We start from the raw sequence: 19,636 nt of genomic DNA on the forward strand, positions 1-19,636 counted from the left end.
TTGACATCAAAAATTGGTACATGTTTAAATAGAAGAAGTGTTAGCACTCTGCTGTAAAGAGTGCTAAAAGAAACCTCGTTCAGATTGGAAGGGAGATTTTTTCATGGCGAAAAAACAGTTTAAAGCTGAGTCCAAACGGCTGCTCGAGATGATGATCAACTCCATCTATACGCAGCGTGAAATTTTTCTGCGTGAGCTGATTTCAAATGCCAGCGACGCGATTGACAAGATTTACTATAAAGCGCTGACTGACGACAACTTGACCTTTAACAAAGAAGATTACTACGTTAAGATTACCGCAGATAAAGCAAACCGTACGCTGACCATTACCGACACGGGGATCGGGATGACAAAGGAAGACCTCGAGAACAACCTCGGCATCATCGCGAAGAGCGGTTCCCTTGCATTCAAGAGTGAGAACGAAGCGAAGGACGGCCACAACATTATCGGTCAGTTCGGCGTAGGCTTCTACTCGGCTTTCATGGTTGCCGATGTCGTTACCGTGACCAGCAGAGCCCTCGGCAGCGACGAAGCATACAAGTGGGAATCCGAAGGCGCGGATGGATATACCATTATGCCGGCCGAGAAGGATTCCGTCGGAACCGAGATCGTGCTGAAGATCAAAGAGAACACGGAAGACGATCAGTATGACGAGTATTTGGAAGAATATCGTCTAAGAGCGATCATCAAGAAGTACTCGGACTTCATCCGCTATCCGATCAAGATGGACGTGAAAACGCAGCGTCCTTCAGATGCTGCCGAGAATGAGTTCGAAGAAGTTCAGGAAGAGCAGACGATTAACAGCATGGTGCCGATCTGGCGCAAGAATAAAAGCGAGCTGACCGACGCGGATTACGAGAATTTCTACAATGAGAAGCGGTACGGCTTCGATAAACCGCTCAAGCACATTCATGTCAAAGCGGACGGCGCTGTTGTATACAACGCGATTTTGTTCATTCCCGAGAATACGCCATTCGATTATTACACCAAGGAATACGAGAAAGGGCTTGAACTCTATTCCAACGGCGTCCTGATCATGGACAAATGCGGCGACCTCCTGCCGGACTACTTCAGCTTCGTGAAAGGGATGGTCGATTCCGAGGATCTGTCGCTGAACATCTCCCGCGAGATGCTCCAGCATGACCGTCAGTTGACACTGATCGCGAAGAACATCAAGAGCAAAGTGAAAAGCGCGCTGCAGGGCATGATGAAGGACGAACGAGACAACTATGAGAAGTTCTTTGCATCCTTCGGCAGAGGCCTGAAATTCGGCGTCTATAACGATTACGGCATGAACAAGGAAGATCTTCAGGATCTGCTCCTGTTCACTTCCTCCAAGGAGAAGAAGCTGGTCTCGCTGGATGAGTACGTATCGAGAATGCCGGAGGATCAGAAGTATATTTATTATGCTTCCGGTGATTCCATCGACCGGATCGAGAAGCTCCCGCAGACGGAAATGGTGCTCGATAAAGGTTATGAAATCCTGTACTTCACCGATGATGTTGATGAGTTTGCAATCAAGATGCTCATGAAATACAAGGAGAAGGAATTCAAATCGGTATCTAGCGGGGATCTCGGCATCGATTCCGAGGCCGACAAACAGGAGAATGAAGCCGAAGAGAGCGACAACAAGGAACTCTTTGAAGCCATGGGCAGCTTCTTGGCCGGAAAAGTGAAATCCGTTAAAGCCTCCAAACGACTGAAATCTCATCCGGTATGCCTATCCACGGAAGGCGATGTCTCGATCGAGATGGAGAAAATCCTGAAGGCAATGCCGAACGGACAGGATATCCAAGCCGACAAGGTGCTGGAGATCAACACGAACCATGAGGTATACAAATCCCTGAAGGCATTGCAAGCGGATCAGGATAAGCTGAAGCTTTACACGAATCTGCTGTACAATCAGGCGCTGCTGATCGAAGGCTTGCCGATTGCCGATCCGGTGGAATTCACGAACGATATTTGCAAAATCATGGTGTAACCGGCGCAGCTGGATTATAAGATAATAACAAACAAACCCGAAACTCTGGTGTAAGGAACCAGGGAATCGGGTTTGTTTTTTTGTACATCTAATCTGAGTGCGATGTAGATCGTTACACTACGTCGGCGGCGAGATCCGATAACAGTCCGTTCTCGGGCGCAAAGCCTAGAAGGTCGTACACCGATATTGGGAACATCGGAAAGCCGACATAGTATGGGGTGATGGCATATAGCGGATAGAAGATCACCAGTGACTTATCCGCCAGATAGAAGTCCTGATTCGGCGAAACGGCAACCGGACTGTTCTCCAGCACGGGAATGCCGCGTTCCTTGATCTGACGGTTCACTTCGGCAGCCAAGACGGCTTGATAGTTGGAGCCTGGGAGGAACAAATCGGATAAGGCATAGGATTTTCCGGTGGCCGTCGTAAAGGTCAGGCCTTTCGTCACCGTATACCCGTGCGCCATATGCTCGGAATAGGTGTAGTTCGTCAGCACGAGGCTAAGAATGCCGCGCTCGTTCGTTTTGATCTCAAAGGTGCCCGTCGTTTGCGGGTTGGTGCCGGTCTGAACCTGCTGCTGTTCACGCTGCATTTCCTGGATTTGAAGAATAATGGCCCGGTTGATGGCTTCTTCCGCCCCCGGATTCATAAGGCCGTATACCTGCGGATAATGAATCACGAGACCGGGTGCCGTATGCGTAAAGGTATGGATACTTACCGGGGGTACATATTGCGCCATGCGTACAATCGCTCCAATCTAACATCAGATACGTTAGGCTATTCCGAAGTGGGCGCAGAGGTTACGAAGCTGGAGGGTCGTGGAGACTTGACTTGAGACTTGGAGCTTTAGTGACTCGGTCACCCCGACTCGCCAGAAGGGTCCCGGGCAGGCAGAACGCTCCAATGCGACAGCAGTAGTCCAAGGCAGCGGGCGTGTTTGTTGTAAATCAGCTAGCCTTCACTCCTTGTCTGTAACGCCAGACGTAAGCAACCTTCTCACAAAGATCGTGAATATGACTAAGGAAACGACTACCGATGCTGCCGTAACCGTGAACAAATACGTATAGCCGATACGCTCGGAAACCAAGCCGAGTATAATGGCGCCAAGTCCGATACCGAGATCGAATGCCGTCATGAACGAGGCATTGGCTGCGCCTCTCCGGTTCTCCGGAGCAATGCGCAGGGTCGCTGCTTGAAGCGCGGGCTGGGCCGAGCCGAAGCCGATGCCGTATAGAATGGCGGCCGTAATCAGCCCGGGCAATCCCTTTGACATACTTAAGACGACCAGAGCCGCCGCCGTCACGACAAGGGACGGAATGATGACAGCCGCTTCGCCGAAACGGTCCGACAGCTTCCCGGCAAAGGGCCTGATCAAGGTAAGAGCGACGGCGTACACCAGGAAAAAGGTTCCCGGATTGACCCGGATGGACTCGGCAAACAGCGGGAGGAAGGTCGTGATTCCCCCGTAAGCGACAGCCAGGAAAAAGATTGCGACCGTGACAGGGAGAACGGATTTCTCGACTAACTGAATTCGCCCTGCCGAGGGTTTGGCTTGATAAGGTGCTCTGGTCATGTAGGCCAGTATGAAGGCAATCAGAGAGAGCCCGGTAGCGACAAGAAACAACGTCTGAAACGAATACCCGCTGACGATAAAAGTACCCAGCATGGGGCCGATGGCCATCGCAACCGTCATCGCCATACCGTACCAGCCCATGCCTTCCCCGCGGCGGGAGGTCGGGATTAAATCCGTAATGACCGTTCCGATGGAGGTTGTCGAGAAAGCCCAACTCGCTCCGTGCAAGATCCGCAGCGCAAGCAGAAGCAGAATGCTGCCAACCCAATCGTAGAGATACATCGAAAGAACAAAGAAGATAAGACCCCAAATGTAAAATGCTCTTCTGCCGTACCGATCCACCAGTCCCCCGACCATCGGGCGAAAGACCACAGCCGTCAGCGTGAACGCACCGGCCGCCAAGCCCACCTGGGTTTCGGAGCCGCCTAAATGCTTGATATACAGCGGAAGCGTAGGCAGCAACAGATAGAAGCCCGTAAACAGAAATAACATCCCGATCGTCATTTGAATAAACGGTTTCGTCCATAAACGTTCCATTTCGTTCCCTCCTTATTTCCAATTCCCCAATGCAAAAACGTCTGAACTCTAGTCTTCTTCGGACTTAACAGCCGATATTTCTTTCCGGATCCACTCGATATTCGTTATTCCTATCTGCTTCCGGTGATCGAGTACCCGCAGCAATTGAAGCCGCTGTTTCTCAGGATCAGGTTTATAAAACGTGATCTCCGCTTCAAAGTCCGTCACATGTTTCAGGTTGGTCTCCAGATAAATCAAATACTGCTCTAGACAATCGAGTCGAACCTTCTTCGGAACATACCGGAAATAGACCATTTTAAAATGGAATATCTGCTCCGTATCCATGTTGTATTCCAGGGGGTTCTCCATGAGTTCAAGAAACTTCTTCCGTCCGGAATCGGTGATCCCGTAGATTTTGCGGGGGCGTTTGCCTCCGCCGGATTCGTCCAGACGAAGATGGATCCACTCGTGATCCACCATCCGTGAGAGCAGGGGATATAACGTTCCGGAACTAATCTGACGGTAAGGACCACCTGCATTTTTTAATATTTCTTGAAGCATATAGCCGTGTTTATCCCCGGTCATCAATTCACCCAACACAAAAATTTCATACATATGAGCGCCTCCAACAATATGTCGATACGATATAAATATATATCGTATCGACATAATTATGCAATACCTGGAAGTGAATTTCTGCAATCGATTTTCAAACTATCGTCAACCGTTGGCTGACATTTGTTTAGATATGCATAGGTGAAGAGAAGCAAGTGGCGATACATTTAAACTGCGTCAGACACAAAAAATAGGAAGGATGGATTAGCGGCTTAAAACGGAGTCTTTTAAAAAGCTGATCACGATTAGAAATACCAAGATAGAGGGGACCTAACAAATGAAGCCAATCCGAGTAGGTATCGGCTGGAAGAATGCGAAGAGGGAGGAGGAAGCCAACTGTAACATGAGGTGTTTGGCAGGCACGAATCCGTTGTGCCAACAAGGAGTAAATGCATTCGTTCGTATAGGTGGGCAGTGCCCAGCATAAGCCTTAAGGGTTTTACTTCTTACTTTACAGTCCGCCTGCGTTTTTCCCTTGACTTTCACCTTGTTGTCCGTTGTTCTTCTCGACATAATCCAAATGTAGAAACCCCCAGGTGCACATGTCGGTCAGAACGCTGCCCAAGCTCTTTCCGTGCTCCGAGATGGAATACTCTACCTTGGGCGGAATCTCCTGATATACCTTGCGTACGACCAGCCCATCCTGTTCCAGTTCGCGGAGCTGATTTGTGAGCATGCCTTGGGTCACGCCCGGAAGCAGACGCCGGAGCTCCCCGAACCGTTTGGTTCCGTCCTGCAGTAGTATAAACAGAATCAGCGGTTTCCACTTGCCTCCGATTAATTGCAGCGTTGTCAGGATGCCTTCGGTGTTAGGCCGTTCATGATCGCTTGTTCTCATATTCTCATCTCCCATAGGAAGTGTCGGTTTTTGTTCATGTGATGTTAGTAATGTAGCACAGTATTCAGTTTAAACCCAGTACTATTCTTATTCGTACTTAGTACGTTTTATCGTACTATGCATGGGATGAATAGGTACGCTAAAACCGACTAAGTACATAAAAAGAGCGTACTTTTCAACGAAACGGATCCGAAACATAATGGGGGTGTCAAACAAACCAAATGAGACAGGAGAGACCTGAATATGAAAATCATGGTGATTGTGGCTCACCCGAATTTAGACAACTCGCGTGCGAATCGAGTGCTGATGCAGAACAGCAGGCTGTATGCGAATGGAAATGTAGATATCCGGGATCTTTACAAGGAGTATCCGGACTGGAATATCGATATCGAGCGCGAGCAGAAGCTTCTTCTTCAGTATGATCGGGTGGTGTTCCAGTTCCCGTTTTACTGGTATAGCTGCCCGCCACTGTTGAAGAAATGGTTCGATGACGTGCTGACCTTCGGCTGGGCGTTCGGACCGGAAGGCAACAGTCTGAAGGGCAAGGAGTTTATGCTGGCCACGACGGCAGCAGGCACGGAACAGGAGTATCAGGCAGGTGGGGACAATTGGTACACCGTCAGTGAGCTGCTGCGCCCGATTCAAGCCACGTTGGACCGGTGTAAAGTCCGTTATTTGCCGGCCTTCGCGACCTATAACGTGGAGCGGGTAAGCGATGAAACCCTCCAGGCGGAGGCCGACAGATATGCCAATCAGGTTCTAGCACCTGCAGCCGAAAGCCGATACTGAGGCTCGCTTCTCCGTTAACCGATAGAAGATTGGCTCTTGCCGGCCGAAACCATTAAGGGCATGATAGAGTCATATATGACATGACCTGAAGCAGTTCTTATGCTCTTTTATGGGGGCCCGCTACTTTTGGCTCGTGGCAGCTTCATAAGCACATGCGCACCAAATTGGAAGGAGGAAGCTTTATGACGATTGATGAAGATATTCATTTGGAGCCCTATGACAAGCAGTGGGCGGATTGGTTTAGCGACGAACATCAGAAGTTAACTAAGGAGATAGGTCCCTATACAGCTGCTATCGAACATTTCGGAAGCACATCGGTGCCGGGGATGACGGCTAAACCCATCATCGATATTCTGGTGGGCGTGGAGAACGTTTTGCATACGAATGAAATCATCCCCAAGCTGACCGGTATGGGTTACGAGGACTTGGGAGAAGCCGGGATTCCCGGCCGTTTATATCTGCGCAAAAGAGGTAGGCATGCCTATAATGTTCACATTGTGTTATACCGTGGCGATATTTGGAATCATAACATCATGATCCGGGAGTACTTGCGAGCGCATGCCGTGGAAGCCGAGCGTTACAGTGAGATCAAACGGCGGATCTTTTCGCAAGGAACCCGGACCCTGCTCCGATATTCCGATGAGAAGAATGCGTTCGTTGAGCAGCTTCTTGCCAGAGCGAAAGCCTGGATGAATGGTGTGCAATCCGAATAAGCGCCTGCTAAGTCATCCTCCATTCATGGCCTTGCACTGCTTTCGGTAAGCGGAAGGGGTGAGGCCATGAAATTTTTTGAACGTCTTGCTGAAATGGACATAGTCCGAGAAGCCGACGCGGTAGGCCGTTTCCTGGGCGGAAAGCTCAGACTCCTCCAGCAATTCCCTCGCTTTTTCCATGCGGACCTGTACCAGGTATTTCACGAAGTTCATATTCGTTTCGCTCTTGAAGGTACGGCTTAAATAAGTGACCGACATCCCCACTGAATCAGCCACCTCCTGTAAGGACAAATCCTCCATCGCGTAATTCTCTTCAATGTATCGCTTGGCTTTCTGAATATTGTGGCGAGACCCTAGATTTCGGGAGCCCTTAATCAACGCCAGCATTTCCTTGACCTTATCCTCGATTTGACGGCGGCAGGCCATGGGATTGTCCTGCGGCCATTGATCCTCGCCGATATCCATTGCAAGAAGCAAACCGCGTTCTTCAAGCGCAGCCAGCAGATCCTGCATCAGCATATGAGCATATCGTGATAAGCTCACCTCTTCAGGTCCCCTCGTCTCAAAAAGAGCCATGATCTCGCGGATTTGTTCCAATGCTCCCTGCTCATCGGCAGAATACAGCAGCTGGGCGAGCCTGGCTTTATGGCGCTGCTGCGCAAGCGTCCATTCCGTTTGCCGGGAGAATCGCGCTTTCCGGTTATCCAGCTCCTTGCAGGCACGTTCCAGTGTTGTATGGAACTGCCCCGGGTCGAGGGGCTTTAGCAGGAAATCCGCTGCACCATAGCGCAGGGCCTGACGTGCAAACTCGAAGTTGTCGTGGCCCGACAGGATAATGAAATGCATCTGCGGGTGGGATTCCCTGACACGGCGGATAAATTCCAGTCCATCCATTTCAGGCATGCAAATATCGGTCACGATAATATCAGGCCGGCTGTTCTCTAGCATCTGCAGGGCTTCAACCCCGTCTTCGGCTTCTCCGGTGACCACCAGTTGAAGACCAGACCTCTCAACAAGCTTTCGCAAACTCAAGTGAATGGCGTATTCGTCATCAATCATCATTAACCGGTACATGGTGTCCCTCCTCGCTAGTACTATACGGCAGTCTAATCTCAAATATCGTGCCTTCCAAGGGCACGGACTCCACAAGGTGCAGGCCATACTCGTCACCGAAGGTAAGCTGAAGTCTTTGATGTACGTTTAAGAGCCCGATGCCGCCGGTGGTTTCCTCCCCGCCGTTACGCATCATGTCTTCACCCGGCTTCTCTCGGGTTTGCAGGATTCGCCTGATCTGCCACAGCGTTTCCGCTGTCATGCCAATCCCCTTGTCACGGATCATGATGGCAAAATAGCCCGCCTCCGCACGGGTATTTATTCCAAGGTAGCTTGGCTTCTTGCCTCGGTATCCGTGTATGAACACATTCTCTACGATCGGCTGCAGTGTCAGCCTGACGGCGTTTACGCGATCCAGGTCCTGTTCGCTCACGTTCATATCGATCTGGAGTCTGCGGAAACGGGCGCTTTGAAGATCGAGGTAATACTGGACATGCGTCATCTCCTCCCGCAGCGGCACGACAGACCCGGCATGGCCGATATTGTAACGGAACATATGGGCCAGCGCCCGCGTCATGCGACTTATCTCCATATGATCGTCCGCAATGGCATATGAATTAATAATCTCCAGTGAATTGTACAAAAAATGCGGGTTGATGTGGGACTGCATGGAGCGGAGCTCGGATTCCTTCTGCTTGATCATGAGCTCCCGTTCCTTCAGTTGGGAATCCTGGACCTCCCGGATCAGCCGCTTCAGCTCTCCCGTCATGCTATAAAAGCTCTGGAATACGGCGGTCATTTCATTGTTGCGGAAACGGTTCATTTTGGTAGGAAGCACAAAATCACCCCGCTCGACGCGGGCCATCAATTTCTGGAGCATGGATAGTGCTCTCGTCAAGGACAAGGAGAATCCGCCCACAAGCGCCAATGCAATGATCAAGAGAATGGCTGCGGCCGCAAGCGAGTAATTACGCTGGGTGATCAAACCGCCGATGAGATTGTTCAGCGGCAGGTCGGCGACGACCGTCCAGCCGGTGATCTGCGAGCGTTCATGCAGGACCATCTTTTCGGTGCTGGAAGCTGCGTCTTGATGCCGGAAGAAGGAGGAGTCCCGGTTTTGAATATGCGTTAACAGCCCCGGTTCGACTTGGGTTCCGACCCGACTCGGATCCGGGTGGTAGATCATCTGCCCATCCTTGCCCATGATCCAGACGTCAAAGCCGCCCAGCGAATCATTAGAGCAGATGGCTCCGATTTGCTTCAGATTGAGATCGACAATCAATAAGCCTTTATAGAGAAAGGAAGAATTGTCATAGAGCTTCCGGGCCACGGTAAGGGCTGGCGTGTTTCCTACCCGGCTGAGGCCGATGATTTGAAAATCGTTGAATTGATCCAGCTGCGCTTGAAAGGAACGGTTGCGTTTGCGGATTTCACTCATATCGAGCAGCCCCGGCGCGCTTTCGTAATCGGTGATTTGTCTCTTGTTCTCAGCGACGAGCGAGATTCCGATAATATCGGACCTGCCGTAGATCATCTGGGCAAACAAGTCGTCCTCCACTTTTTTGGCAAGCTGAAAGTACGCATAGGGGGTAAGCTGGGTGGTCGAGAGAAATTGCTGGATCTGCGGGTTGTGGATAAAGGGATAGGTAGAATTCTCCAGATTGGATATGTACGAATCCAGCGAGACGTTGGTTTGCTCGATGATACGCTTGTTAGCGCCTGCGGCAAACCGTTCAATCGCTTCGGTAGACGACTGGTACCAGAAGCTGCCGAGCAGAAAGAAGGGGAGGCCAATGAATAGGATGATCAGAACGAACAAACGTTGGTTAATGGTCAGATTACCTGTGGAAACGCCTTGGATCTTCATCGCTCTTCCGCCTTCCTCGCATTGAAGTAGGGAATGTAAGGAACATTGTAGCAAAAAAACACAAGTTGTAAATAAAAAACCATGATGCCGCAGCAAGAAATCACAAGTGGGCTAAGAAAGCACATGGGCGCATTGGGTCGTTATCAACTACAATCTCATTAATCCATTTTAAACAATAGGGGGCGAGGATTTGTGAAAAAGAGAAAAGGGCTTTACAGCTGGTTAACAGCCTTATTGCTGATAGCCGTTATAGTAAGCGGTTGCAGCAATGCTGATGAAGGAAAGGGCGGTACTGCCACACCCGGCACCGGAGGCGATGAAGGGAAAAAGGTAGAAATCCTGCTCGGGTATTATTCCAGCGACAGCTCCGATACGAAGATGAAGGAGCTGATCGAGCAGTTCGAAAAACAGCATTCGAACATTAAGGTGAAGACGCAAAGCGCGCCATACGGGCAGTTCTATCAAAAGCTGGATACGCAGATCGCGGCCGGCCAAGCGCCGGACGTATGGCTGTCCGACGGCGTCTACGTCATGAAATACGCCCAGCGGGGCGCCGCCAAGGATCTGACGGATTGGATCGCACGAGACCTGAAAGCCGACGAGTACTACGGCCTCGATTTTAATAAGGACGCGGACGGGCGCTATTGGGGTGTGCCGCAGGGCATTCAGGTCGGCGTGCTGTTTTACAACAAGGAGCTGTTTGATAAAGCAGGCGTAGCATATCCTTCGGATGAATGGACCTGGGAAGACCTGAAATCGTCGGCAGCCAAGCTGACGGTGGATGCCGGTGGAAAAACCGCTGAGGACAGCGGGTTTGACGCCGCAAGCGTGAATCAGTTCGGGCTGACGTTCTTCAGCATTACCGAAGGCTGGTTCTCCGTGATGAAATCCTACGGCGGCGGTGCCCTTGACGAGAAAGCGGAGAACTCCATCATCAATTCGCCGGAGAACAAGCAGGCGTTCGAATGGATGGTCGACGGCATGCAGCGCGGCATCATTACGGATCCGGTCGACCTGAAGAGCTTCCAGAGCAATACCGCCGTGTTCCCAAGCGGATCGGCAGCCATGCGGATCGGCATCTATGCCCGGGTACAGGCAGCGAATGAAGCCGGCCTGAATTACGATGTGACGCTGCTGCCGAAGGGACCTGACGGCAAGCGAGTGTCCCCCGTCATCGCCAACTCATGGGTGATTAATCAGAAGTCGAGCGACGAGAAAGCCGAGGCTGCCTGGGAGTGGATTAAATACTGGGCTACGGAAGACGATGTGCAGAAGCAGTGGACCGAACTGGGTGAAGCCGTGCCCGTCAAAAAATCCGTAGCGGAATCCGAAGTGTTCCTCAAGGCGGGAGAGCAGCCGGCTAACCGCCAGGCCTTCCTGGATAGCCTGGAGTTCGCACAGACACTCGACAATAACGCGGTCTGGGAAGAATGGGTAGGCAAATTCAACGAACATGCGGAGCGTGCTTTCCTTGGGGATGCAACTATCGATCAAGCGCTCAGCGAAGCGGATGCTGCCGTTCAATCGATTCTCGATGATTTTTATAAAAAATAAAACAAGGGTGGAAGAAAGGCGGGAGTGAAATGGGCAATACATTAAACGACAATGCAGCACTCAAAGCCGATCCGATGCCGCACGGAAAGCCCGCCCGAAAACGGAAATGGGATCATGAGGGGAGATGGGGGCTGCTCATGGCCTCCCCCTATTTTCTCCACTTTATCATCTTTGTGGCGGGTCCTCTCGCCGCATCCCTGTACTTCAGCTTTTCCGATTACGATATGCTGAATCCGCCCGAGTGGAGCGGACTGGATAATTTCCGGCGCATGGCCGAGGATTCGATGTTCTGGCGTTCCCTGTGGAACACCTTGTATTTTGCAGTTCTGTTCGTACCGCTCCAGACTTTTCTCGCTTTAGTACTGGCTGTCGCGCTAAACCAGCGTTTGAAAGGGCTTAAATGGTTTCGAATGGCCCATTTTATCCCGGTGATCTCCTCATGGACCGTCATCTTGTACGTCGCCGACGCCATATTCAACCCTCGCTTCGGTCTGGCGAACACGCTGCTTGCCAAGCTGGGGCTGGAAGGGCAAGGCTGGCTGCAGGACCCGAAGCTGGCCATTCCGCTGCTTGTCTTCATCGCGGTCTGGAAAGGGATCGGCTATATTATGGTCATTTATCTGGCGGGTCTGCAGAGCGTTCCCGGGGATCTGTATGAAGCCGCGGAGATGGACGGTGCCGGAGCTTTACGCAAGTTCCGCTACATTACGGTTCCGTTGATCTCGCCGACCACCTTCCTGGTTGTCATCATGAGCACGATTTCCACCTTCCAGGCATTTGAACAGATTTATGTACTAACCGGCAGAGGCGACATCAGCTCGGCGGGAGGCCCGAATAACTCCAGTCTGGTCATGATGCTGTATTTATATCGTGAAGGGTTCACGTTTATGAGGATGGGTTATGCTTCCGCCATTGCCTGGGTTCTGTTCATGATCCTCTTCCTGTTGACGCTGATACAGCTCAGGGGTCAGAAGAAGTGGGTGCACTATGACTGATCAAGCGATCAAGATGGAACTGCAGATATGGAACCGCATCGGAGGAAGGAGGAGCCTCACATGAGAAGAAAGCTGCTGGGAAAAAGCATCGGTTACGTGCTGATCGGGATCAGTTCGCTCATCATGATCGTGCCGTTTCTGTCGGCGCTCATGAATTCATTGAAAACCTACAAGGAATATACAACCGTTCCGCCCCGCTGGATTCCCGAAGTATTCCAATGGACTAACTACGCGCAGGTGTTTCAGCTTGGGAATATTGGCGGCTACACGCTAAACAGCATCTTCGTAGCCGTATTGTCCGTCGTCGGCGCCCTGATCTCCTGCTCGATGGTCGGGTATGCGTTCGCAAGGCTGCGCTTTCCGCTGAAAAGTGCGCTGTTCGTGATGGTGCTGGGAACGATGATGATTCCGGCGGTGGTCATCATCATCCCGCATTTCATCATTTTTAATAAGCTGAACATGCTGGATACGCTCACGCCGCTGTGGATTATCGAATGGCTGGCTCAGCCGTTTGGGATTTTCCTCATGCGGCAGGCTTTTATGAATATACCTAAGGAGTACGAGGAGGCGGCCAAGATGGAGGGCTGCAATCCGTTCCAGATTTACCTGCGAATTTTTATCCCGATGGCCAGGCCTACGCTGGCGACACTGGCGATCTTTACGTTTATGGGCAAGTGGAACGAGATTCTGACGCCTGTCATTTATTTGACCTCGAATGAGAAGTATACACTGCCCATCGGCATTCTCTCCTTATCAGGCCAATGGACCGGCAATGAACAGCTTATGATCGCGGCTGCACTCGTCAGTCTCGTTCCGATCCTGCTGGTATTCCTGTTTGCCGAGAAATATTTTGTACAGAACCACAATATGGCCGGGATTAAATAATGGAACGTTACTATCGGCTCCGGAAGGAGCCATGTCTGTGATGGAAAGGATGAAAGACGAAATGAAAATAGCGGCATTCAGCGGATCACTCATCGACTACAGCGTCCATGAAGCGATGTCGATCGCGGCCGGGCTCGGTTTCGACGGAATCGAAATCGCCTGCCGCGAACCGCACTTAAGTCCGAAAGCTTCGCTGCCGCGGGTTCGCAAAATGAAGGCTGTTGCGGAAGGTCATGGCTTGGAGATTCCGGCATTGGCAGGTTATATGGGACATTTCTCGACAAGCGGAGATGCGGAATGCGCTGAGGCTTATGATCAGTTTTTGGGCCTGCTGGAACGCGCGGTAATGTTGGAGGCGGGAATGATCCGGATCTTTCAGGGAGGGCCTAATGCTTTTCTGGCGGAGGATTATCATTATGCCAAGGCGGCTTTCTGGATTCGGAAATGCGCGGAGGAAGCCCGCGCTGCGGGAAAACGGATCGTGCTGGAGATTCACAACCAGAGCCTGGTAGAGACGACAGATAGCGCTCTGCGACTGCTGGATTTGATCGGCGATGATCAGGTTGGCCTGATTCATGACGCAGGGAATATGTACATCACGGACACGGAGTTTGGGGAAGCGTCGGTCCGGCAGCTCGGAAGCCGTTTGTTTCATGTGCACATCAAGGATGAACGGCGGATCGGGCAAGGGGGGGCGCCGGGAACGTTCAAGAATTTGACCCGTCACGGGGAAGAGTTCTTCCTGCAGTGCCGCCTTGGTGAGGGAGAAGTGGATCACGGCGGGCTGCTCAGGGGACTCCGGGAACAGCGGTACGCAGGCTGGCTTACGCTGGAATGCGCAGCTCCCTATCCGCCGAAGGAACGGCTTGCTTATGATCTGTCGGTCATCAAGGAATGGCTGCAGGCTGTGGAGGTGTCGACAGGATGACGGGGAATGCGCGTAAATTTGGAATCATCGGCTGCCAGCATGCCCACATCGGCATGTTTATCGAGGAGATGCTGGCACTGGGCTACGAATGTGCAGGAGTATACGAACCGGACAATAAGCCGTTAGCTCGTACACTCGCCGACCGGTACGGCCTGGAGCTGACGTGGGATCGGGAATCGCTGCTGAGCGATGAAGGAGTGAGTGTTATCGGCTGCGCGGCCATCAACCATGAGAAGATGGATGTCATTGAGCTGTGCGAGCTGCATGGCAAACCTATCATGATCGACAAGCCCGCCGTGACGAATCGGGCGGGGCTGACCCGGCTGCGCGGCGTTCTGGAGCGGGGAAGGATTGAGGTAGGCATGATGCTCACCGAGCGTTTTCGTCCTTCCCTGCATACCGTTCAGCGGATGATCCGGGCGGGTGATCTGGGGGACATTGTCCATATCTCGATGCGTAAGCCGCATCGGCTAAATCCGGAAGCCAGGCCGGCCTGGCACTTTGACAAGTCACAATCCGGGGGCATCATTAACGATCTCTTCGTGCACGATTTTGACCTGTTACGGTGGCTGACGGGCCGGGAAGTGGAGACGACATCCGGTTATCTGGCGAAGAATATACTGCCTGAATATCCGACCTTCTATGATACGGCCGGCGTGCAGGTATTCATGGCTGGCGGCATAACGGCACAGCTTTACGCGGACTGGCATACACCGGCAGGCAGCTGGACTTGGGGAGACGGACGGATATTCATTACGGGGACGCACGGCATTGCGGAAATTCGGCTGGAAGGTGATCCTTTATTATCGAGCAATGAGGTTGCGCTTGTGATCACCGATCAGGAGCTGCGCTCTTTGCTTTTGGCACCGCCTCCCCTCTCCCTTGCACAGGATTTCCTGAACCGGGTGGAGGGAGAAGAGGGCATCATCACGCATGACGATATTTATAAAGCCTCGGAGGCTACGGTAACTGCCGATGAGGAGGCTCGGATCCTGATCGGGAATAGGGAATGTATGCGACTTTCACCGCAAACAGAGCGTATTGAGGAGGCGTAGGATACATGACAAAGGAAAAGCTGCCCGTCCGATTCGGTATCATCGGCTGTGGGATTATTGCGGATATTCATGCTCAGGGCATCTTGAATACGGAGGAAGCTGAGCTTGCCGCCGTATTCGATACGAAACGGGAATCTGCGGTCAAACTGACTGAAACGTACGGAGGAGATATCTGCGACACCTTGGAAGAACTGCTGGCACGCGAGGATGTGGAGGTAGTCTGTATCTGCACGCCAAGTGGAATGCATGCAGATCAGACGGCGATGGTTGCCCGGGCGGGTAAACATGTGCTGGTGGAGAAGCCGATGGCGATCCGCCTTGACGATGTGGAGCGTATGATCGAGGTATGTGCGGAGAATGGTGTGCTGCTGGCAACCGTCTTTCCGAGGCGCATGTCCCCGCAGGCCCGATACGCCCGGCAGGTCATTCAAGAAGGACGGCTTGGGAAGCTTAGCTTATGCTCGGCGTATGTCATGCTGTACCGCGATCAAGCCTATTATGACAGTGCGGGCTGGCGCGGGACCTGGGAGATGGATGGCGGCGGGGCCATGATGAATCAGGGAATTCACACGGTGGATATGCTGCAATGGCTCGTTGGACCCGTTGCCTCCCTGTCTGCGAAGGCCAAGGCCGTGCTGCGCAGCATCGAGGTCGAAGATACCGTTATTGCTGCGCTTGAATTTGCGAGCGGCGCGCTCGGCGTCATGGAGATTACGACGACGGCCTGCGACGGGAAAGGGCAGCGGCTGGTCATCCATGGAGAGAAGGGTGTGCTCGTCATTGAAGAAGATACGATCGTATCCCTTGAGATCGATGGTCAGCAGGTTCAGCTGCCTGAATTCGAACCGTTTAAAGTTATACCTGACGGACACCGGCTGCAAATTCGAGATATGGCGCTTGCCGTTCGCGAAGGCCGCGAGCCTGTCATCACCGGGAAGGACGGCCTGCATTCATTGGAGATTATTCTCGGCACATATGAAGCTTCCCGGCAGCGCAAGGAAATCAAACTGCAGCCCGGAATGCCGGTATTATAGGGTGGAGGAGAGTCTATGATGTCTCAGCGCAGCATAAAGCCTGTTCTTGAAGACGTGCAAGAACAACTGAAGATTCGCGTTTATGACCAGCGCGAAGCGATGGGGAGAGCGGCAGCAGCCGATATCCGCGCGGCTATGCAGCGCCTGCTGGCAGAGAAAGAGCGCATTCGCATCGTCTTTGCAGCCGCCCCGTCCCAGAATGAGTGCCTGGCGGCGCTAGTTCAATCGGAAGGATTGGACTGGAGTCGGGTCACGGCTTTTCATATGGATGAATACATCGGCCTTCCTCCGTCGGCACCGCAGCGGTTCGGGAACTTTTTGTCTCGGCAGCTGTTTGATCTGGTATCTCCAGGAGAGGTGCATTTGATCGACGGCATGAATGATCCTGAGGCGGAGTGCGACAGATACAGCGGATTGATTACCGCTGCGCCGATCGATATGGTGGTCCTGGGTATTGGCGAGAACGGGCATATCGCCTTCAACGATCCGCCCGTTGCCGATTTTGCGGATCCGTTATGGGTAAAGCGGGTGAAGCTGGACGAGGATTGCCGCCGACAGCAGGTGAATGACGGCTGTTTCGCAAGCTTGGAGGAGGTTCCGGAATACGCCCTTACGCTCACCATTCCGGCGTTAATGTCAGGTGCCCATCTGTTCTGCGTCGTTCCGGGTGCAAGCAAGCGGGCAGCGGTACAAAGGACGCTGCACGGCGATATACACGAGGCCTGTCCTGCCAGCATTCTTCGAAGGCATGCGGATTGCAAGCTGTACGTGGACCGGGAGTCGTATGGGGAAATCCGGAATGGATAGCCATACCCTTGTTCGTGTGGGCCGTCATTACGCAACAGGTGAGCGGATAAAGCTAACATGGACTCCTGACGGCCGGATCGAGCAGATGCTTCCGCACGATGGTGACGAGGACGCCTGGATCGCTCCCGGACTTGTTGATCTTCAAATTAACGGCGGGTACGGCCATGATTTCAATTCCTTGCCGCTCACAACGGAGACGGTTATCCAGGCAACCCGGCGTTTATGGGAAAAGGGTATAACGCTTTACTACCCAACCGTCATTACCAATGACGATGAAGAGATCGAACATTTGCTGCGGGTTATCGACGCCGCTTGCCTGGAGGATGAAGCGGTCGGTTCAACCATTGGCGGGATTCATTTGGAGGGCCCCTTTCTTTCTCCGGAGGAAGGGCCCAGGGGAGCCCATGATTCCCGGTACATCAAAGCGCCGGATTGGGCGTTGTTTACAAGATGGCAGGCGGCATCGGGAAATCGGATTCGGATCGTGACGCTATCGCCAGAGTGGCCGGAAGCTGCGAGTTTTATCCGGTCGTGCGTAGAGGCGGGAATCACGGTATCGATCGGGCACACCGCCGCGACGCCAGCGCAAATTCGGGATGCCGTGGAAGCGGGAGCGACGATGTCCACGCATCTTGGCAATGGCGCGCATCTAACGCTGCCGCGCCATCCGAATTATATATGGGAGCAGCTTGCGCAAGATCAGCTGTGGGCAGGGATCATCGCGGATGGGTACCATCTGCCGGACTCGGTCATCAAAGTGATGCTCCGCGCCAAGTCCTCCAAAGCGCTGCTCGTCAGCGATGCCGTCTATTTAAGCGGTATGCCGCCAGGCGAATACGAGACCCATATCGGCGGCAATGTCGTATTAACACCCGAAGGTCGATTGCATCTCGCCCGCAAGCCCGAGCTGTTGGCCGGCTCGGCCATGATGCTTGCCGATGCGGTATGGCGGCTGGCTCAGTCGGGGCTGTGCACGTTTCCTGAAGCTTGGGACATGGCTTCAACGCTGCCAGCGCAGGCGATGGGGAAAGCAGACCATTATGGATTAAAGAGAGGGGCGCAGGCCGACTTCGTGGTGTTGGAGAAGGAACAGGGAAGTCTTCGCATTGTGGAGACGATTAAGGGAGGGCATTCGGTTTACCGGGCGGCTCGTTAGGTGTTAAAATAATGGACAGGATTCAAAGAGTTTTGAACGATGAACAAAAGTATCATCCCGGGATGAAAAATATCGCTTCTTGAATTCAAGAAGCGATATTTGCATTCGTTTTGATATCGATCAGTACGATCTACATGCCGATAAGACAGCCGACTTCTACGATTTTGATTGAAAAGCAGCAAACTAAGATGTGGAATCAAGTCTTAGTTGCCGCTATTCTTATATTGAACGAGTATGTATCGATTGTTCGATAGAACTATCGTTACATTTCTTCGTAAACCTCTTCTAAATACTTAATGGATACATGTTGAGCTTCAGATTTTATTTGTATATCGTTTTCATATCCTCGTCTTAGTTTTAAATATAATGATATCGTATGCTTAATTGCGTTATAGCAACTTTCTTTTTCATGAAGAGCAATTGTTTTTCCCAGTTCCTCGATAAGTTCAGGAGCATGTCTTTCAATTTTCCGTACCCCATTTGGAAGTGAATTGTGTTGCATTAAAATTAATGGACCAATAACAGCCTCTCTAACAAATGAAAGAAAGCTGATTACTTCGAATAACTCTCCTCTGCCGAGTTTAGTAGCACCATAATGCATCCAAACCCAGAAACGGTCTTCAATCCATTGAAGATCGGGGGAAGGATAAGAAAACTTGATTTCATTCAGCTGCTGTTCCAAAGAGGAATTTCGTTGCCATAACACAACAGGCTTTTCTACTCCATCCTTTATTTCTTCGATCGTTACAAATTTAAAATCAACATGAAGAGGGCCGTGGTACAAGCCAATGAGCAACCGTGGCTCACCTACATGTTCACCAGTAAACCCGGATAAAAGGTGACCAAATTCACCAGCTATTTGCAGCCTATTCATCATAATGTCCGTTTTAAAGGTTGGATCATAGACAAGAATCAAATCAAGATCGCTAAACTGATCCATCGTATTATTTCTCATTGACCCCCCAGCAAGTACACCTACAAATCGTTCGTCATCTTTTATCCTCTTTATAAGATTTTGAATAAACTCCTCATGTTGTTTTAACATGCTTATCACTCCTGTAATTTGACCTATTAAAAATAGGTATTACGCCATCGTAACATAATTGATGAATCATATTCAATATTGATTATCTAATCGAAAGAGTTTTTCTTAGTTGATAAATTTATCTTACCAGGTAGCTTAATTAGGCAAAAAGACGAGCTTTAGATGGCTCGTCCTTTTTTGTTGGGAGTGGTGATGGTGTAGCATGTAATTGCCAATAATCAACTTATCTATA

The 19,636-nt window shown here is 51.6% G+C and carries 18 protein-coding genes; 11 read left to right on the top strand and 7 right to left on the bottom strand.

Annotated elements, in window-relative coordinates; translation table 11 throughout:
* Positions 1–103 precede the first annotated feature (103 nt).
* Entirely contained in the window at positions 104–1,981 is a 1,878-nt protein-coding gene (gene htpG / locus CRG97_RS06395) for a molecular chaperone HtpG (RefSeq protein ID WP_098742285.1), read from the top strand.
* Positions 1,982–2,093: 112 nt separating this feature from the next.
* Here htpG and CRG97_RS06400 read toward each other — a convergent pair whose 3' ends face one another.
* The 4 genes from CRG97_RS06400 to CRG97_RS06415 all read right to left on the bottom strand — a co-directional run bounded on the left by CRG97_RS06400 (position 2,094) and on the right by CRG97_RS06415 (position 5,523).
* Positions 2,094–2,720 (bottom strand): DUF3298 and DUF4163 domain-containing protein, encoded by a 627-nt coding sequence (locus tag CRG97_RS06400; RefSeq protein ID WP_098742286.1) that lies wholly within the window; start codon positions 2,718–2,720, stop codon positions 2,094–2,096.
* A 219-nt stretch (positions 2,721–2,939) separates the two neighbouring features.
* Entirely contained in the window at positions 2,940–4,091 is a 1,152-nt protein-coding gene (locus CRG97_RS06405) for an MFS transporter (RefSeq protein WP_098742287.1), read from the bottom strand.
* A gap of 48 nt (positions 4,092–4,139) precedes the next feature.
* On the bottom strand, positions 4,140–4,685 hold the full coding sequence (locus CRG97_RS06410; protein ID WP_098742288.1) for a PadR family transcriptional regulator: 546 nt from the start codon (positions 4,683–4,685) through the stop codon (positions 4,140–4,142).
* 451 nt (positions 4,686–5,136) lie between these two features.
* The gene (locus CRG97_RS06415) at positions 5,137–5,523 is read right to left on the bottom strand and encodes a winged helix-turn-helix transcriptional regulator (RefSeq protein WP_098742289.1); all 387 of its coding nucleotides are present in this window, start codon (positions 5,521–5,523) and stop codon (positions 5,137–5,139) included.
* Between the two features lie 243 nt (positions 5,524–5,766).
* On the opposite strand from CRG97_RS06415, the gene CRG97_RS06420 reads away from it, so the two are divergent.
* Together CRG97_RS06420 and CRG97_RS06425 are read left to right on the top strand one after the other, a co-directional pair.
* Positions 5,767–6,312, top strand: a complete 546-nt coding sequence (locus tag CRG97_RS06420; RefSeq protein WP_098742290.1) for an NAD(P)H-dependent oxidoreductase — start codon at positions 5,767–5,769, stop codon at positions 6,310–6,312.
* A 182-nt stretch (positions 6,313–6,494) separates the two neighbouring features.
* Positions 6,495–7,025, top strand: a complete 531-nt coding sequence (locus CRG97_RS06425) for a GrpB family protein (protein WP_098742291.1) — start codon at positions 6,495–6,497, stop codon at positions 7,023–7,025.
* A gap of 12 nt (positions 7,026–7,037) precedes the next feature.
* Here CRG97_RS06425 and CRG97_RS06430 read toward each other — a convergent pair whose 3' ends face one another.
* Together CRG97_RS06430 and CRG97_RS06435 are read right to left on the bottom strand one after the other, a co-directional pair.
* The gene (locus CRG97_RS06430) at positions 7,038–8,099 is read right to left on the bottom strand and encodes a response regulator (RefSeq protein WP_098742292.1); all 1,062 of its coding nucleotides are present in this window, start codon (positions 8,097–8,099) and stop codon (positions 7,038–7,040) included.
* Positions 8,077–9,945 carry a sensor histidine kinase gene (locus CRG97_RS06435; protein ID WP_098742293.1) on the bottom strand — a complete coding sequence of 623 codons (1,869 nt, stop codon included), beginning with the start codon at positions 9,943–9,945 and terminating at the stop codon, positions 8,077–8,079. The genes CRG97_RS06430 and CRG97_RS06435 overlap by 23 nt, the downstream gene beginning before the upstream one ends.
* A 192-nt stretch (positions 9,946–10,137) precedes the next feature.
* Between CRG97_RS06435 and CRG97_RS06440 the strand changes: the two genes are divergently transcribed.
* The 8 genes from CRG97_RS06440 (at position 10,138) to CRG97_RS06475 (ending at position 18,359) form a co-directional block, all read left to right on the top strand.
* Complete coding sequence (locus CRG97_RS06440; protein WP_098742294.1) at positions 10,138–11,499, top strand: ABC transporter substrate-binding protein; 1,362 nt, start codon at positions 10,138–10,140, stop codon at positions 11,497–11,499.
* A gap of 29 nt (positions 11,500–11,528) precedes the next feature.
* Positions 11,529–12,494: a carbohydrate ABC transporter permease gene (locus CRG97_RS06445; RefSeq protein ID WP_098742295.1), complete on the top strand. Its 966-nt coding sequence runs from the start codon at positions 11,529–11,531 to the stop codon at positions 12,492–12,494.
* A 60-nt stretch (positions 12,495–12,554) separates the two neighbouring features.
* Positions 12,555–13,379, top strand: coding sequence for a carbohydrate ABC transporter permease (locus tag CRG97_RS06450; protein WP_098742296.1), 825 nt, complete (start codon positions 12,555–12,557; stop codon positions 13,377–13,379).
* 61 nt (positions 13,380–13,440) lie between these two features.
* A complete protein-coding gene (locus CRG97_RS06455) occupies positions 13,441–14,307 on the top strand; it encodes a sugar phosphate isomerase/epimerase family protein (RefSeq protein WP_098742389.1) in 867 nt (288 codons plus the stop codon).
* A complete protein-coding gene (locus CRG97_RS06460; RefSeq protein ID WP_098742297.1) occupies positions 14,304–15,362 on the top strand; it encodes a Gfo/Idh/MocA family protein in 1,059 nt (352 codons plus the stop codon). The genes CRG97_RS06455 and CRG97_RS06460 overlap by 4 nt, the downstream gene beginning before the upstream one ends.
* Positions 15,363–15,367: 5 nt before the next feature.
* A complete protein-coding gene (locus CRG97_RS06465; RefSeq protein ID WP_098742298.1) occupies positions 15,368–16,396 on the top strand; it encodes a Gfo/Idh/MocA family protein in 1,029 nt (342 codons plus the stop codon).
* 15 nt (positions 16,397–16,411) lie between these two features.
* Positions 16,412–17,203, top strand: coding sequence for a glucosamine-6-phosphate deaminase (locus CRG97_RS06470; protein ID WP_098742299.1), 792 nt, complete (start codon positions 16,412–16,414; stop codon positions 17,201–17,203).
* Positions 17,196–18,359 (top strand): N-acetylglucosamine-6-phosphate deacetylase, encoded by a 1,164-nt coding sequence (locus CRG97_RS06475; protein WP_098742300.1) that lies wholly within the window; start codon positions 17,196–17,198, stop codon positions 18,357–18,359. Before CRG97_RS06470 ends, CRG97_RS06475 begins: the two co-directional genes overlap by 8 nt.
* Positions 18,360–18,621: 262 nt before the next feature.
* On the opposite strand, the gene CRG97_RS06480 is transcribed toward CRG97_RS06475, so the two are convergent.
* Positions 18,622–19,404 (bottom strand): aminoglycoside 6-adenylyltransferase, encoded by a 783-nt coding sequence (locus CRG97_RS06480; RefSeq protein WP_098742301.1) that lies wholly within the window; start codon positions 19,402–19,404, stop codon positions 18,622–18,624.
* Between the last annotated feature and the right edge of the window lie 232 nt (positions 19,405–19,636).

This window comes from Paenibacillus sp. EZ-K15, from assembly GCF_002573715.1.
Classification (GTDB): domain Bacteria; phylum Bacillota; class Bacilli; order Paenibacillales; family Paenibacillaceae; genus Paenibacillus_AQ.